The organism is Photobacterium leiognathi, from assembly GCF_030685535.1.
Lineage (GTDB): Bacteria > Pseudomonadota > Gammaproteobacteria > Enterobacterales > Vibrionaceae > Photobacterium > Photobacterium leiognathi.
The window spans coordinates 720,021-735,488 of record NZ_CP131599.1; the positions used below are offsets into that span (position 1 = coordinate 720,021).

Genomic DNA, 15,468 nt, shown 5'->3' on the forward strand with positions numbered 1-15,468 from the left:
CAGTTGATGTCTCTGTTTTCTGTACCTAGGCTGACTTGCAGATTGAATTAGCGCGTAACTGTAACAAGATGTTTATGCGCTATATTCAAGTGCTTTTTAAATGAAGTAGTTTTAGATAAAACACCATTCAATTACAAAAAGCGCGCATTAACCATGAAACTATTACTACTTATACCTTGCTTATTTCTGTCGGCTTGTAGCTTAACCCCACATAAGGGATCGCCAATATGTATTCCTATGCCAGTAGGTGGTATTTATTGCGGTAAGTAGCTAGTTATCATTGTGGTGAGGAAGCAAAAGGTGGGGAGAACTGGCGGAAGACTTATTCGTTCCGCCATATTGTTAGGCAAGGGATCAGTGCTTAATAATCACTTCGCTGTTGTCTACACGATGGCGGTCGCCATAAATGCCGTCTTCAGCACGAGGGCCACAACCAATAATCATCGTGATTTCATCTTTAGGTTTTAAATCAAGCAGTTGCTTAACACGCTTAGAATCAAAACCTTCCATTGGGCAGGTATCGTAACCTTCAGCGCGCATCGCCGTCATAAAGGTCATTGCCGCAAGGGATGTGCTTTTATGTAAACACACACGTAAATCGGCTTTGCTCACTTCACGTACCATCGGCTTTTTACGCCCTAAATACGCCACAAGCACCTTACGAATAGCGCCCATAATGCCAAAACGATCATTACGGTAAACAAACGGGATCAGCTTTTCATAATACTTCACAGCACGTTTAGATGTTGCATCTTCACGACCTGCAAACGCCTCACGAATTTGTGTAGCATTACGTTTAGCACGTTCTTTCCACTTATATGGCGTAGTGGTGATCACAATTAACTCACGGGCTGTTTTTGCCGCGTTTTGCCCCATACATAATTGTGCGAGTTGTTCACGCTTATTGTCGCTTACCACACGGTGGAATTGCCACAATTGCATGTTGGAGCTATTTGGCGACAGCGTTGCTAATTCTAATGATCGTTGTACCACATCATGGTCAAAATCCGCCTTGGCATCATATTTACGTACTGAACGACGACTATGCACTAGCTCAGCATAGTGATCAGCTGCGGATGCTGTTGCTAACGGTGATGTGACTTGCGGTTCAGACACAGTGCGTTCTTTTTCAGGGGTATCAATCATGCTGTAAATAACCTACTCAGTAAGAAAATAGCTGTGCATATTTCTACCTGTTATTGAATTGTTAAGCAAGTAAGTTCATGTGTGAAAAAACGATAGGTTATAACCTCACCATGAGATTAAAGTCACTTTTATATGTATCCTTTAAAGGTATTGTTTATTGCTTTCAGTTATTTGATTGGAGGCTGAGATGGCAAAGAAAATCATCCTAGATACAGATCCAGGCATCGATGATACAATGGCAATCCTATTTGCAGAAGCGCATCCAGATATTGACCTGATAGGGATCACTACCGTTTATGGTAATGCGACGATAGACAATGGCATGCACAATGCGCTCTATTTGAAGCAGAGATTTAGTATGGAGGCACTCGTCGCGAAAGGTACGGATAAGCCCTTAATCAGAGATCCCGTTGGAGCAACAGTTGTGGTGCATGGTGAAGCAGGCTTAGGTGATGTAACAGCACCCCATTCACTAGATACTAAAGCAATTGAAAAGCCTGCTCATCAGTTCATTATTGACAGTGTTCGAGCAAACCCTGGCGAGATCACTCTTGTGGCTGTCGGTCCTCTAACTAATCTCGCTCTTGCACTTAAAGCTGCACCTGACATTGTCGATTTGGTAAAAGAAGTGGTCGTTATGGGTGGTGCGTTTGGTGAAAATGATCACAGAGGAAATGTAACACCCTTTGCAGAAGCGAATATTCATGATGATCCTCATGCTGCCGATAAGGTGTTTACCGCATCATGGCCAGTCGTCATTATTGGGCTCGATGTGACGGAAGAGAGCTTTTTTACCAGCGAATACCTTGATGAGTTACGAGATGATGCTGGCGAGGTAGGGCAATTCATCTGGGACATCAGCCGTTACTACTTAAAGTTCTATTCTGAAAAAGTAGGAATGGATGGTTGTCATGTTCATGATCCATCAGCCATTGCTTATGTTATCCAACCCTCTCTTTTTAAAACTCGTCGTGGTCCGATAAGGGTTGTTACAGATGGACCAGCGGAAGGGATGACTATTCAGAAAGTGGATCAACGTAATTATATGAATGATGAATGGCGTTTATTTCCGGCACAACAGGTTGGCGTTGAAGTAGATAATAAAACGCTACTCTCACTCTACAGAGAGACATTAGTACAGTATTCACAGCAGTAAAATGGCTTCCTGTCGCAGATGTAACGAAAGGCGCGGCAGGACAATCCTTATACCCAAGCATCTTGAAGTTACTTAGGTATATATAATTACCCTGCAAGAGTGTAGCGATACTCAAAGAACTCGTATTGTTTCAACTATCTGAATAATATTAGTTTATTCGGGTAATCAAGGTTTGCTCGTCATCCACAAACGCCACAAAGCCACCGTGATAAATAAACACACGACCACGCCCTTCAACTATGCAAGCAAGTTGTGGGTTTAAATCTTCCTTGTTATTTGGACTTTGAAACGTGCCTGTATCGGTAATTACGCCGCTGAGTGTCGGCAAATATCCATAAGTACGTTTTGCTTGATCAATCAGGCTCAACTCGCTGGTGGTTGAGAAGCAAGAGGGAATAGCACCTGCTTCTTCGATAAACATAGTTTTAAATTCTTCAAAAGCTGTAATCACCAGCCAGTCGATGTCGTTAACACGATGGATAAACATAGATTTTCTCGGTAGTTCTGATGTGAGGATTCTATCATTTTCAAACACTAATTCTATGCTATTTCTGGATATTCATTAGACAGACTGGAATACAATTCTTTCTACATTTCCAATAAACACTTTGAAACAAAATAATGCAACCAAGCTCATGATACTTCTGAGTTAAATTGATTATGATCGTGGAGGTTTAGGGGTATTTTTTGCATAAAAATAATAATGCTTATTAATGAGAAACTATAAATTTATTGTGAGGTTTAGGTGAGAATTCAACATATTTGCCCGTATTGCATGAATGAAGCTTTCGACAGTACTGGTGCAGAAGTATTAAGTTTTAAAGTAGCTCCTCACATGATTCATGATAGTGGTGTTCACTATTTCAAATGTAAAAAGAATCATGAGTATGCCGTTGTATTAGATGCAGCAAAATATGAAGTACTTTTTGATGTTGGAATGAATGCGTTAAACGATGGTTATATGCGTGAGGCTGTATCATCGTTTGCATCTTCTCTTGAACGATTCTACGAATTCTTTATTAAATTCCAAATGAAAGTTAGCAGCATCGACAGCGATTTGGTTGATAACGCATGGAAGTTGGTCTCAAATCAATCAGAGCGACAGTTAGGTGCTTTCTCATACCTATACATACTTGCTTTTAATGATTTACCTCCTGAGCTATCCAGCGATGATCGTGGGTTTAGGAATAAAGTAATTCATAAGGGTTACATACCATCTACAGAAGAAGCACTGAGTTTCGGCAAGGTCGTTTATCACCATATTATGGCTGTTATCTCTGAAATTGAAGATAAATATGGTCATGATGCGTTGTATGACTTTTATACAACACAAACACCAAATGCACAATCCAGTTGGATTGTTAGTGAGTCAGCTAAATCGATGAATGCCTCTTGCACATCTAATGGCACGTGTGTTCGTGACTTTGAAAGCGTATTAAATATGTTCCGTAGATAGAAAAATTATAGCAAAACATCAAGTTGAAGTGTTTTACTAGGAATTTGGGGTAGTGCAAGTTGGTTTGCTTATCGTCGCGCAGCCTATGTTGGGCGTTATGCACTAGTAGGAAAATAAAACATGGGTAATATAAAGGCAGCGAGTGCGCTAGCTAAAGAGCAACGATTCAACGAGGCTATTGACGTGCTAGATTCATTCTATTCACAAGGTGAAGCTAGTAGAGATGACTTACTCAAAGTCATTCCATACTTTCAAAAAGCTGGAAGGTATTCGGAAGTAGAAGCTTACTGTAAAAAAGTAATTGTCCCAAACTTGAAAAGTCACAATGAATCAATATTTTCTCACAAATGTGTAGAAATTCGGGATGCGTTTTTCAATTTAGCGCTTCATAAAATGTACGCAAAGCTTTCCCTATGTGCTAAAAGGGAAAAAATCAGAGATGAAGAGGAAAACTATAATAAATTAAGTGATGATGCTTTTATAAAATATCAAAGCCAGTTAGCGATAGGCGAAAGAATTGAAGATCGTAAAGGTTTTGACCAGGCGCTAGAAATGTTTGGAAAAGATCCCAACGACTGGACAAATATTTTCAAAATGAAGTATCTGCATTTTCTGTGAGTTCGTGGATAACAATTTAAGAATGATTCCCCACGCTTGGCATTTTGGTTTGGGCTTAGTTCAGTGTTTACAGCGCTCAAATTGGGTTATGTGGTGAGGGTTTACATCACCTTAATGTGGCACTAATGTACCAAGATAAAATTACAGTAAGCAGGATTTTAAAATGAGTGAAATTGCTAGCTTCATATCTGGCAAAACTCCTGATAAATTGGGTCGAAATATAGAGCAGTTGCTAGCATACAGTCATTTCTGGCTAGAGTATGATCATAAATACATTCAAGTTCTTTTCCCGATAGATGAGGGCACTAAGTTCAATCAACATGCTCCTTTGGTAACTCAAGCGGACCGAGAGGCTTTTGCTAATTCAGAAGATCTGCGTGCAGCTCACTTAAGAGCACTTGACCTTATGCTTGAGTTTTGGGGTTTGCAGCGTGATGGGTGTGAAATATCCTCAATGTTCGAATTCAGTCCTGCTAACCATGTATGGCTTAAACGTCATGATCATAACCAACTTCGCTTGACTCGAGCTATTCGAAGTTTGTATTTACTAGGCAATGGTCAGGTGGCGGCTAACCTATGTAATTTTCTAGTTACCGCAGCTAATGAAACAGGCATGGTTTCAGATAAAACGGTGGAGTTTTGGCGTAACGCGGTAAAGGATTAGGGAAACACAAAGCGCTACTCTTACTTTTCCCCAAATAGAAAAAGCGGCTTAGCTAATTTACTATTATCACCAAACGATTCTTTCGGAACTGAGTTAGCATACTTTTTAGAGTAGATTGGATAAGGTATGCATAATCCACATTTAGTTTCGCTTGAGTGAGTATATAGAAGTAGGCTCAGATGACGTTAATAAGTAGATATAGAGTAACTATCCTCTTGAGTCTTCTTGGGTGGGGATGTCTGGCTATATACGCCTATAAAGGTTCTTATGTCGATGATAATGGTGTGTTAATTGAATCATTTGGTTTTATTCCTCTGTTTTGGCTGTTTCAATTATTGGCATTCGTGAGTTTGATTTATACCGCCGTAAAACATAGAAAATGAGATAAGGTATAAGACTTAAATAAAAAAGCGATGCTGTATCTCTACAGCATCGCTTTTTTATTATCATTTAGTAATCAAATGGAGTGGGTTTTAAACTTTATCGTGACTCCAACGGATATGAACGGTAACTCCACATGCCGTAAGTACGTAGCGCATCACGGTAAATACCTAACAATTCACCATCGTTCGGTGTTGCTAATTCTTTAAGTGGTTTATCTGGGTAACTTACCGTATCAAAGGTGATGTTTTGTGGGCCTGTCTGCCAACTTGCGATTTCAAACAGAGTTTGACCACGACGAACATGACTTGCAGAGCTAATAATAGTGGCGTGTTTAATATGATGACGTGCTAATGCATAGCTACTGAATAGGGCATTATCAACGGTGCTGGTGGCGTAGTTCTCTTCAATAATACGATTTTTATTAATACCTTTTTCAATAAGCCAATCCGCCATTAGCTTACCTTCGGTTTTATGGTTCATTGGTACACCACCTGTTAATACGATTAACGCATCAGGGTTGGCTTTTGCCATAGCAAGGGTTGTTTCAAGACGTTCAACTAAGATGGGATGCATCGAACCATCAGGGTTTAGTGCATAGCCTAAGGTGACGATTGCGCCGATGTCGTGTTTGCCTAATACTGTGTCGATTTCCCAGTCTCCAAACCGTTCTCGGTTATCGACAATCGATGGCCGCTCATCAATCGATACTGCATTTTTAATCGTTAGAGCCTTCTCTTTCAGCCCTTTACGATATCGTTTATGTCCTTGCCTCAAGTGGTGATAGAGCTTGCCACCTTGACGTTTGTCTTGAGCAATATAGCGATAAATCCATTCTTGGCAGATTGATGCTCCTGCTTTAGTTAGAACACTCGCAATCTGCTCAGGACTCCAATCTATGCTGATTAATAGACGAACAAATTCAATACGCTCAACGGGTATCCGGTACTTATGAGCAGTCTTACGCCTGCTAACAGAAGACGCGTGAGCGTGCTTGGGGCAATATTGGTTATGTATTCGGTTTCTTTTTAACTCACGATAAACCGTTGCACCATGGCACTTCACTTTTAGGGCAATTTCAGAGATTGAAATTCCCAGCTCCAAAAGGGTAGAAATCTGGTACCTTTTCCCCTCGGTCAACTGCTGATAACTCATGGTAGTACTGCTTGTTTCTTTGGCGAGAAGGGCGTACCACTTTCAGCAGTTGGCTTCCTCTTCTACGCCTTTCCATAAGTGTCGCACTTATTATCTGAAATCGGGTGTAACTAACAAATAACGATATGTGTCGCGCAGCCGACACCTATCTGAAGTGTTGGACAAGCCCGAGCCACCTTATATAAGTAAATATCGGAAATATCATAAAGGGTGATGTCAAAAAGAAGTCGAGTGTTATCTTTGGTTTTAACCAATAATTTTAACGTTCTTGTTTACAGGGGAAATATTGAAAGCTTCATATCTTTTCGCCAAATATAAACATAAGACTACGTTGAGCATCTAAGTTTCCTTGTTTAGCAGCTTTGTGGAACCATTTTTTCGCTAATTTGTAGTTTTGGCTAACACCTTTTCCTTCTAAGTACATCGTAGCAAGGTTGTTTTGAGCAAGAGAGTATCCTTGCTCGGCACCTTTGCGATACCACTTAACGGCACGTTTGTAATCTTGAAGTACTTCTATGCCATTGGCGTAAATCAGACCAAGGTTGTTTTGAGCACCTGCGTTACCTTTAATAGCTCTTTTCTTATACCAAATAACTGCTTGAGACACATCTTCATTGTTTATATCAATTGCCGTAACATTACTGAGTAGTCCATCATTTTTTGTTTTATGTGTATAAAACCAAGGTTCATCTTCTTTTTGATCAATCTTAGGTGAATATCCACCCTGAATAGTTAAAGTGAGAGCGATAGAAGCAACAACAAATTTGAAATATCTCATCGTTAGCCTTTTTGTGTATTTAAATATGATGATTGACAGCCTGATACAACAGCGATCAATGATGTCTTTCCTATATGAACGGCAAAGTTGTCACTTTATTGCGAAAATTTTAAATTTTTTAATAAATGAGATAGGTACTGGAGTATATAAAGTAGAAATTAACTGAATAACTATCATTTTCATTTTTCGCTTGTTGCTCTAATAAGTGAATTAAACAAAATATTTGTTAAGGCTAAATAGTATTTAGAGGACAGGATTATAAAAAAATTAGTAAGTTAACTATCTCACATGATGAAATTGTGGGTATTCGAAAGCAGTTTAATATGTATCGTGGTGTGTTTGCTCGTTTGGTGCACATAACATTTCGTAGACTACATAACAGGGAGCAAGGGCGAGCCATTCCAAGCTTTACTCCTACGAATAAAAGACCGATTTGATAATCTCATCAACGCTCGCTATTTAAATCTGATGCTGAAGGAGAAGATAATGAAGGATCCGGATATCGAGTTATCTAAGTGGAAGCAAGAACGTAAAAAGGGAAGGCTTAGATTCGTTGTCCGTACTGCGACACCTGTTATTGTGGGAATGATGATATGGTGGAGTATTGAGCCAATGTTCATATCTGAAACGCCTTGGGGTTGGGTACAAACCATCGATATATTAAGCAAAGGTTTTGGGGCGGTGGTTGGTGCAATTACTTGTAGTTGCATATGGTGGTGGCGAGAGAGAAAGTATAAACGCCATATCGCTAAATTTGATAAACATATATAAACACTGTGTTCAAAGAGCCTAGTAATGATTCAACGCCATAAGAAAGTGGAATAGAAACTAGGCCGACAAAGAAAACCCAAAGCTAAGAATGAATTTGAGCACGGATACTTATATCAAATTTCAAAATAGAATTTGTAATCACGCACACCATCAATATGCACGCCTTTTTCTCGAAGTTCTTGGTATTGCTTGAGCTTAATGGTTCTAAAATCCATGGCTTTTAGGGCAAGAATAATGCGCAGTTCATCCATCGAGCGTGTTTTCGCTTCTGCACTACACGTACCACAAATCACATGTGATTTTTGTTTAAAGCCTCCTTTATTGAGCCAGTTTAGATCTTTGCTGTCTTTACGTGTTCCGCAAAAATAACAGTGATTGTCTTGCTGTAATGCGGCTTGTTCCCTTAATGCTTTAGGGCTTGGTGTGGCGTTAGTTGGAGTCACATTTTGTTTCTTGCTACCACTAAACTGAGAGAACTGAACGACATTAGACATAAGCATTGCTCTTTTTCATCAAGGGAATACAGCTTATAACAAGATTGTATCGTCATAAGGATCTATATCCTATTGCTTGTGGCTTTAGTTAGTCAAATGCTCGTTTAGGTAACGGTGGCGTTATTTAAATTTAAGACAAAAGAGTTAGCTTTATCTAGCAATAGCTTTTCACGAAAGATAGCTTTGTGAGTGGCTAACTCTTTTGTTTTGTAGCGAATATGCTTCTTATTTGCTTGGGTTATGAGTATTGCTTGATGATACTATCCATCTGTTCAGATTGAGTTTTTAGCTCAGCAGAAACAGCTTTGATCTCCAGAGACTTTTCATGAGTTGATAACGATGATTCTGCAATAACCGTCATAGATTCACTGATATTACTGGTGACATTGGCTTGCTCGTTGGTGGCTTGCGCGATTTCCTGACTCATGTTTTGTAACTCATTGAGCATGGTGTGAATGTCGTGAAGGTGTTGATTATTAATATGACAGCTCTCGACACCGTTATTGAGTAGCTGGTGGGCTTGCTCAACACTTAATGCAACTTTGCTCGATTCATTTTGCAGACGTTCAATTTTCTCTTTGATGTTTTCTGTTGAATCTTTGGTCATTGAAGCAAGAGTTCGCACTTCATCGGCAACCACGGCAAATCCACGACCATGTTCGCCTGCTCGAGCAGCTTCAATCGCGGCATTTAAGGCAAGCAGGTTAGTTTTCTCGGCAACGGTATTAATGACGTTTAGTACATCGGCAATGTCTTCACTTTCCGTTTTTAGCTGGTTAATAATGGTGAGAGCTTCATTCATTTGTGCCATTAGTCCATCGATGTCATTCATTAGTTGATCTGCGCTTTGAATTGAAACAGTGCTTTTGCTATTGGCTTCTAACACATGGGTTGAAGCGTTATCGGTATAACGTGCAATCTCATTGACTGAGGTGGTCATTTCAGTAACCGCTGCGGCAATGTTTTCACAGTTAGCACTTTGCTTACTGGCTGATTGCGACATAGTGACAGCGTTGTTTGAGATGGTACTAGATTGGTTTTTTAGTGTTTGGCTAGCGTGAGAAAACTGATTAAATGAGTCTTCAAGAGTGGCAATGAATTGGTTAAATGAGGTGGATAGATCATTTACTTCAGAGCCACCATTGCGGATTGTTAAGCGTGCAGAGAGATTCTTATTATCACTAATCGCAATGATCTTTTTCGATAATATCTTGATAGGTTTAGCGATAGATTCTCCAATAAAGTAGGATAAGAATGCAGCCAACAACAGCAGTAATACACTACAAATAGCGACTGCTTTATAAAGTTGGGTTTTGAGTGCGCTAACATCTGCTAAGGCTTCTGCTTTATCGATTTCACTGATGATCATCCAATGCTGATTCAACAGGGTGATTGGGGCGTAAGCGGAAAGCACAGCAATATCACGATAATCAGTGATGGCATGGCTACCTGTTTTGCCATCTCGGGCAAATTGTACACTTGAGGTATTTACTGGCTGAAAGCCAATGGCGGTATCTTTTTTACTAATGTTATCAATTACATTACTTGAAATATTATTCGCTTGAAGGGTTTGTAAATAGGCTTGTTTATCTTCAATAAAGAAACGGGACTGGCTACGTAGGGTAGAATCCATTCCTACTAAATAAATCTCACCGCTTTTACCTAACCCGGCTTTATTCCAGTTTTGATCAAAGGTCATGATGTTGTTGATCGCATCAATCGGGGTTTGAATGATCATGTAACCAAGACGTTTCTGGTTATCAAAAATAGGGGTAGAGAGAAATGATGACGGCAACTCGAATGAGGGAGTATAAGGCTTAAAGTCGGTTAAGGTAACTTCACCGTCGGAGAGTTTAAGCGCGCCATGATAAGCATTGGCTAAGCCACTATTTTTAAATGGGCCTTGTTGCAGGTTGGTCGCAAAATCCACTTCTTTAAACACGCTGTACACCACGTTACCTTGGTTATCGACCAGGAAAATGTCATAAAAACCAAAGGATTCTAGGTAGTGACGAAGTACCGGATGGAAGACTTGGTGGGTTTTATTGTAGTCAGTATTTAGTGTGTCATTATCAAGAAAATGTTTTTGACCTAACTTGTTGCTGTTATTGGCGATATAGCGAGACTGTAGGCTCACTGCGGTATCACTGAGTTGCTCATAAATATTGCCGATTGTTGCTTCTTTGTTTTTGTCACGATAAAGGGCGGCAAATTGTTCTTGATAAAATTGCATTAAAGCCTGTTTATCGCCCATTGCGATATCTTGGTTAGGATAGCTATTAAAGGCAGCATCAAAACGCTGCATGGCTTGCTTAATACTAGGATCGGATGAGAAGGTACCAATGAGGGTAGCTGTAGTATTAAAGTGATTTTCGATTTCTGTTTTCTTAATTTCTCTGATTGAGATCAGCTGCTCAATCGCTCGGTCATAAAGTGCTTGTTGGCTTATTGCTGCACTTTTCCAAGCAATATAAATTCCTGACAACACCACACAGCAAGCACATAGGACTGATAAAGTAAGACTGATCTTATTTGCTATTTTCATTGTTTTCTTATTCCCTCAAGTACCTAACTCAACCGTGTTCATATCATTCTATATACCAATAAGGATTATCCTAATGGATGTGTAATCGATTTCATTATTTGGCGATAAGTTGCGAGTTGTTTCAGAATAAAGATGAAAATATTTTATGTTTAGTTGTTATTTAGTGATGCTTATAGCCATGAATTGTCATAATTCTTTAATATTTCAGATAGATAAAGCATCGTGTTGGCGGGAATATCCTAGAAAGAGTAGGGAATTTATCTTGTTAGCGATAATGAAATTCTCTACAATGGCGGCGTTTTTTACTAACGATAGAATTTGATCATGACAGATACTACATCACAACCAGCATTACCAGATCGTCTTTCAGGTAACCCTCGCAGCCCACACCACGTTGCAGAATGTTTTAACTACGACATCGGCATTCGTCTAAACGGCAAAGAGCGTTTTGATGTTGATGAGTACTGCATCAGCGAAGGTTGGGTAAAAATCCCTTCACCTAAAGCACTAGACCGTCGTGGACAGCCAATGCTAATCACGTTAAAAGGTAAAGTGGAAGCATTCTACAAGTAATGTAGATATGTACACAGAATTGAAAGCCTAGAGTATTGCTCTAGGCTTTTTTGCTCTTGGAGTAAGTAAATTTGAGTATTACTTCGGCCTTGCCACTGAAAATGTCTTTTCTAATACTGCGTATTCACTGCCGCCTAAACGTGAGAGTGGATTTACCTTTAATGCATCAATGACTAGGCGTTCTTGTTCGCTATTAATCACAGTCTCATCAATGTAAACCTGTTCAATTTCAGCGAAGATCAGGCTTTGTGGCGTTTCACCAATCTCTTTTACTTCATACAAACTGCAACCAAAAGCGATAGGGCAATCTTTAAGTCTTGGCAGATCAAAATCATCGAAAGGCACTAAGGCTAAGTTTGATTGTTCAACCTCAGATTCACCATGATCTAATGTTGCTGCGGTTTGGGTTACTTGCTCTGCCAGTGAAATGTCTGCGATATGAACCACCAGCTTTTTATTTGCGATGACATTACGGGTTGTGTCTTTGATTTCTCCACTTGGCTTTTTACCCACAGAGAACATTAATAGAGGTGGACTGCTTGCCACTGGGGTGAAATAGGAAAAAGGGGCAAGGTTATAGTTGTGCTCACCAGAATCTGTCAGTACCCATGCGATAGGGCGCGGGATAATAGTTTGGGTCATCAAGTGGTAGATTTGAGTTGACGAAAGAGAGCTGAGTTGCAAGTTCATGGCACATCTATCCTTAGTGTTAGTCATCCTTGGATTCATTTTACGTTGGTAATGGCTGAACTCAATCTATTCGTAGATAATAAAAAACCGACACGAGGTCGGCTTTTTGAAAAAATTACGCTTTAATTACGTTCTTAAAGTGCTTTTTCTTTGTAAATAAGTAATCCACATCAGGCGGGAAATCTTTGTTTGTTTTGGCATGTTTCATCATGTCGAAAACTTTAAACTCTGCTAGCACCGCGTACTGGTATGGTTCAAAATTTTCACTGTTTGCCTGTAATGTTGGATCGTAGTATTTGCCATCTTTGAAAATGATTGCTTGGTCTACGATAGTTTCTTCATTACAACGATAGCCAAGAACATAACGCTCACCTTTGCAATAAATCACATTCATGTAACTGTTATAGAAGGTTTCATCTTCTGTAGTGGTACATGTCGCCAGCACTTCTGGGTCCATTGCCTCTACTGTCACAATACGGACTTTTTCAGCAATAAAGTTGCGTTCATTGAGTTGTTGGTGAATAGCTTCAAGACTTAGTTGAGTCACATTAAATACCGCGAAATGAAAAAAAACGGGCAGATTATACGACTGTTAATAACAAATGTCTTCGTTAAAAACAGTACCGAATACGGATAAAGGGCTTGTTCTTCGTGGTTGTGGCGATAAATTCATCAAGTTCATCTTTGCATATCTTTACAAACACCGACAAAATCTTTACGAATGCAAAGAATGTAAATTTAATGCAAATGGTAATAATTATCACTTATATTCCTTTCTCGTTGCTGATAAGCGTATTTTTACTTATCAGCGGCAGGCCATGATTTGCTCTCGATATTATTAAAAACATTACCTTGTACTAGCTAACACAGGGGATAGCAGCAAATCAAACATGGCGTTTATTTTCGGTTATACGTTTATTTGGAGTTAAAGGAATATGTTTTCTAAAAGCCAGCTGACGCTGTTAATTGGTGCTGTACTTGCTGCACCTGTTACTTATGCTCAAACCATGGAAACGGATGAGCACATGGTGGTAACGGGTCGTGACTATGGTTACAAGGCAGATACTAACTCAACAGCGATGCGTATGGAGATGACTCAATTAGAGACTCCTGGGCAAGTTGCAGTGATTGATGAACAACTTATCGATGAGCAGCGTGCAAGTACGCTGGGTGAGGTGTTACAGAATGATGCAAGTATTTCAGCTGGTGGTACTGGTCGTAACCGTGAGCGTTTCTCGCTTCGTGGTTTTGAACTAGGTAGCAGCAGTGGTTTCCTACGTGATGGTCACCAACACTGGTCACATTACCGTCAGCCTGTAGAGCTATTAGAGCGTGTTGAAGTAATGAAAGGTCCTGCTGGTCTGCTTTACGGTAAATCTGCGCCGGGTGGCCTAGTTAACATGGTTGCGAAGAAACCGACTTACGAAACTCAAGTAAACTTTAGCCAAGATATTGGCTCAAAAAATCATACTCGTAGTGTGTTAGATGTAAGTGGTTCATTAAACCAAGATGAAACACTACGTGCACGTGCTGTTGTTGCAAAAGAAGATTATGACTCATGGCGTAAATACGGCGATGGTTCTACACCTTCAACCGATCGTTTTGTTGGCGGCCTATTTGTTGATTACGATATTAACGATGACGTGACATTGTCACTGCATTACGATCGCACAAATGATAAAGGTAATGTAGATTCAGGTGCTTACATTGTTGATGGTAAGCCTGTATTAGGTCGTGATCATGTGTGGGATGCACAGTGGTCAAAAATTAACAACGAAGTTGAAAACTACGGCTTTGATGTTAAAGCTCAGCTAACCGATGTGTGGGCATTAAATACAGGCTTTAACTACCAAGATTTTAAACGTCACGATGTGGAAAGTTACCCGAATTTTGCAAACTTTGAAGAATCAGGTTTAGTGAAGCAAGGTGGTAATGATCGTCAAGATCATTGGGTATTTAAAACCGCTTATGCAGATTTTGTTGGTGAGTTTGATGCACTAGGTATGCAGCATCAGCTATTAGTGGGCTCTAACTGGCTAGGTTACAGTTACGATCGTTTCCAACGTTCATTTAACTCTGTAGAAGTAGCACCAAACCAATCAACACCAGTACCAACATTTAAAGCGGGTAAGCCAAAAGTGTCTAATTCGTCTTATGATGCTTGGGGCTTCTATGCACAAGACATGGTGACGATTAACGATTACTGGCAGGTGTTAGCAGGCGTACGTTTTGACCGCCAAACGCAGGAAGGCAAAGCGGCAGAAGAAGCGGTTTCACCAAAAGTAGCAGCGATTTTCCATCCTGCTGAAAATGGCTCGATTTACTTAGCGTACTCAGAAAGCTTTGAACCTCAAGGTACAGTATCATCAGGTTCTAAAAACTACGTGAACGATGGTGAACAACTTGATCCACTACGTGGTAAGCAATATGAGCTTGGTACTAAGTGGGAACTGCTAGATAATCGTCTGTTCGTATCGGGGGCGGTATTTAACATCACGCAAGAGAATTCAACCATTGACGTTGAAGTGGGTAAGAATCTGTATAAGAAAACCCAAGCGGGCGAGCGTGTTCACAATGGTGCAGAACTTGCGTTACAAGGTAACGTAACTGATAAGCTAAGCATGAGCGCATCTGCAATGTACCTTGATGCTGAATACACTAAAGATCAGAAATACCAAGGTAATCGTCCTGCGGATGTACCAGAATTTGCAGCAAGTGTTTGGTCTACTTACAACATAACACCTGCAACTGATGTTAACCTTGGTGTGATTTATGAAGGCTCACGTTATGGTGATGCAGCAAATACCTTTAAGAAAGACGGTTACACTCGTGTTGATTTAGGTGTGGCGCACACATACAAGTACGATGCTAACTTAGATATCATTGGCCGTATTAACGTAGAGAACGTATTTGATACTGACTACATGGCTGGTGGCGGTTCAACAAGTAAAGACTATGTTGGTGCAACAGGCGTAACACTTGGCGAAGGCCGTAACTTTATGGCAACCGTTGAGTTCAAATACTAATTTGTAAACCTGTAA

At 40.0% G+C, this 15,468-nt stretch carries 16 protein-coding genes; 8 read left to right on the plus strand and 8 right to left on the minus strand.

The features are described from left to right. Positions 1–354: 354 nt before the first annotated feature. Positions 355–1,146: a nitroreductase family protein gene (locus tag Q7674_RS03310; protein WP_045064723.1), complete on the minus strand. Its 792-nt coding sequence runs from the start codon at positions 1,144–1,146 to the stop codon at positions 355–357. Positions 1,147–1,333: 187 nt separating this feature from the next. Here Q7674_RS03310 and Q7674_RS03315 point away from each other — a divergent pair, with 187 nt between their 5' ends. After that, on the plus strand, positions 1,334–2,302 hold the full coding sequence (locus Q7674_RS03315) for a nucleoside hydrolase (protein ID WP_045064721.1): 969 nt from the start codon (positions 1,334–1,336) through the stop codon (positions 2,300–2,302). Between the two features lie 148 nt (positions 2,303–2,450). Here the strand turns inward: Q7674_RS03315 and Q7674_RS03320 are convergent, their stop codons facing one another. Next, the gene (locus tag Q7674_RS03320; protein ID WP_045064719.1) at positions 2,451–2,789 is read right to left on the minus strand and encodes a hypothetical protein; all 339 of its coding nucleotides are present in this window, start codon (positions 2,787–2,789) and stop codon (positions 2,451–2,453) included. A 258-nt stretch (positions 2,790–3,047) separates the two neighbouring features. Here Q7674_RS03320 and Q7674_RS03325 point away from each other — a divergent pair, with 258 nt between their 5' ends. The 4 genes from Q7674_RS03325 (at position 3,048) to Q7674_RS03340 (ending at position 5,423) form a co-directional block, all read left to right on the plus strand. Continuing rightward, positions 3,048–3,758 (plus strand): hypothetical protein, encoded by a 711-nt coding sequence (locus tag Q7674_RS03325; RefSeq protein WP_162184327.1) that lies wholly within the window; start codon positions 3,048–3,050, stop codon positions 3,756–3,758. A 120-nt stretch (positions 3,759–3,878) separates the two neighbouring features. Further along, positions 3,879–4,376: a hypothetical protein gene (locus Q7674_RS03330; protein WP_305422558.1), complete on the plus strand. Its 498-nt coding sequence runs from the start codon at positions 3,879–3,881 to the stop codon at positions 4,374–4,376. Positions 4,377–4,539: 163 nt separating this feature from the next. Next, positions 4,540–5,040: an opioid growth factor receptor-related protein gene (locus Q7674_RS03335; RefSeq protein WP_045064716.1), complete on the plus strand. Its 501-nt coding sequence runs from the start codon at positions 4,540–4,542 to the stop codon at positions 5,038–5,040. Positions 5,041–5,219: 179 nt separating this feature from the next. After that, a complete protein-coding gene (locus Q7674_RS03340) occupies positions 5,220–5,423 on the plus strand; it encodes a DUF3955 domain-containing protein (protein WP_080892229.1) in 204 nt (67 codons plus the stop codon). 97 nt (positions 5,424–5,520) lie between these two features. Here the strand turns inward: Q7674_RS03340 and Q7674_RS03345 are convergent, their stop codons facing one another. Together Q7674_RS03345 and Q7674_RS03350 are read right to left on the minus strand one after the other, a co-directional pair. Next, the gene (locus tag Q7674_RS03345; RefSeq protein WP_305422560.1) at positions 5,521–6,576 is read right to left on the minus strand and encodes an IS30 family transposase; all 1,056 of its coding nucleotides are present in this window, start codon (positions 6,574–6,576) and stop codon (positions 5,521–5,523) included. A gap of 295 nt (positions 6,577–6,871) precedes the next feature. Beyond that, positions 6,872–7,354 (minus strand): tetratricopeptide repeat protein, encoded by a 483-nt coding sequence (locus tag Q7674_RS03350; protein ID WP_023934392.1) that lies wholly within the window; start codon positions 7,352–7,354, stop codon positions 6,872–6,874. Between the two features lie 486 nt (positions 7,355–7,840). On the opposite strand from Q7674_RS03350, the gene Q7674_RS03355 reads away from it, so the two are divergent. Then, on the plus strand, positions 7,841–8,125 hold the full coding sequence (locus tag Q7674_RS03355; protein WP_023934391.1) for a hypothetical protein: 285 nt from the start codon (positions 7,841–7,843) through the stop codon (positions 8,123–8,125). A gap of 113 nt (positions 8,126–8,238) precedes the next feature. Here Q7674_RS03355 and Q7674_RS03360 read toward each other — a convergent pair whose 3' ends face one another. Both Q7674_RS03360 and Q7674_RS03365 read right to left on the minus strand, forming a co-directional pair. Next, positions 8,239–8,619, minus strand: a complete 381-nt coding sequence (locus tag Q7674_RS03360; RefSeq protein WP_045065946.1) for a hypothetical protein — start codon at positions 8,617–8,619, stop codon at positions 8,239–8,241. Between the two features lie 238 nt (positions 8,620–8,857). Next, positions 8,858–11,164 carry a methyl-accepting chemotaxis protein gene (locus tag Q7674_RS03365; RefSeq protein WP_045065945.1) on the minus strand — a complete coding sequence of 769 codons (2,307 nt, stop codon included), beginning with the start codon at positions 11,162–11,164 and terminating at the stop codon, positions 8,858–8,860. Between the two features lie 324 nt (positions 11,165–11,488). Between Q7674_RS03365 and Q7674_RS03370 the strand changes: the two genes are divergently transcribed. Further along, positions 11,489–11,737, plus strand: coding sequence for a DUF3297 family protein (locus Q7674_RS03370; RefSeq protein ID WP_008989404.1), 249 nt, complete (start codon positions 11,489–11,491; stop codon positions 11,735–11,737). 78 nt (positions 11,738–11,815) lie between these two features. Here Q7674_RS03370 and Q7674_RS03375 read toward each other — a convergent pair whose 3' ends face one another. Next, entirely contained in the window at positions 11,816–12,427 is a 612-nt protein-coding gene (locus Q7674_RS03375; RefSeq protein WP_023934387.1) for a flavin reductase family protein, read from the minus strand. A 115-nt stretch (positions 12,428–12,542) separates the two neighbouring features. Next, positions 12,543–12,974: a hypothetical protein gene (locus Q7674_RS03380; protein ID WP_008989402.1), complete on the minus strand. Its 432-nt coding sequence runs from the start codon at positions 12,972–12,974 to the stop codon at positions 12,543–12,545. Between the two features lie 388 nt (positions 12,975–13,362). Between Q7674_RS03380 and Q7674_RS03385 the strand changes: the two genes are divergently transcribed. After that, entirely contained in the window at positions 13,363–15,453 is a 2,091-nt protein-coding gene (locus Q7674_RS03385; RefSeq protein WP_045065943.1) for a TonB-dependent siderophore receptor, read from the plus strand. Positions 15,454–15,468: the final 15 nt, after the last annotated feature.

Bases quoted from the DNA above. Each gene is read 5' to 3' on its own strand.
- Q7674_RS03360 (WP_045065946.1), bottom strand. From the start codon at position 8,619: ATGTCTAATGTCGTTCAGTTCTCTCAGTTTAGTGGTAGCAAGAAACAA.
- Q7674_RS03365 (WP_045065945.1), bottom strand. From the start codon at position 11,164: ATGAAAATAGCAAATAAGATCAGTCTTACTTTATCAGTCCTATGTGCT.
- Q7674_RS03355 (WP_023934391.1), top strand. From the start codon at position 7,841: ATGAAGGATCCGGATATCGAGTTATCTAAGTGGAAGCAAGAACGTAAA.
- Q7674_RS03310 (WP_045064723.1), bottom strand. From the start codon at position 1,146: ATGATTGATACCCCTGAAAAAGAACGCACTGTGTCTGAACCGCAAGTC.
- Q7674_RS03315 (WP_045064721.1), top strand. From the start codon at position 1,334: ATGGCAAAGAAAATCATCCTAGATACAGATCCAGGCATCGATGATACA.
- Q7674_RS03350 (WP_023934392.1), bottom strand. From the start codon at position 7,354: ATGAGATATTTCAAATTTGTTGTTGCTTCTATCGCTCTCACTTTAACT.
- Q7674_RS03370 (WP_008989404.1), top strand. From the start codon at position 11,489: ATGACAGATACTACATCACAACCAGCATTACCAGATCGTCTTTCAGGT.
- Q7674_RS03345 (WP_305422560.1), bottom strand. From the start codon at position 6,576: ATGAGTTATCAGCAGTTGACCGAGGGGAAAAGGTACCAGATTTCTACC.
- Q7674_RS03330 (WP_305422558.1), top strand. From the start codon at position 3,879: ATGGGTAATATAAAGGCAGCGAGTGCGCTAGCTAAAGAGCAACGATTC.
- Q7674_RS03335 (WP_045064716.1), top strand. From the start codon at position 4,540: ATGAGTGAAATTGCTAGCTTCATATCTGGCAAAACTCCTGATAAATTG.
- Q7674_RS03385 (WP_045065943.1), top strand. From the start codon at position 13,363: ATGTTTTCTAAAAGCCAGCTGACGCTGTTAATTGGTGCTGTACTTGCT.
- Q7674_RS03375 (WP_023934387.1), bottom strand. From the start codon at position 12,427: ATGAACTTGCAACTCAGCTCTCTTTCGTCAACTCAAATCTACCACTTG.
- Q7674_RS03320 (WP_045064719.1), bottom strand. From the start codon at position 2,789: ATGTTTATCCATCGTGTTAACGACATCGACTGGCTGGTGATTACAGCT.
- Q7674_RS03340 (WP_080892229.1), top strand. From the start codon at position 5,220: ATGACGTTAATAAGTAGATATAGAGTAACTATCCTCTTGAGTCTTCTT.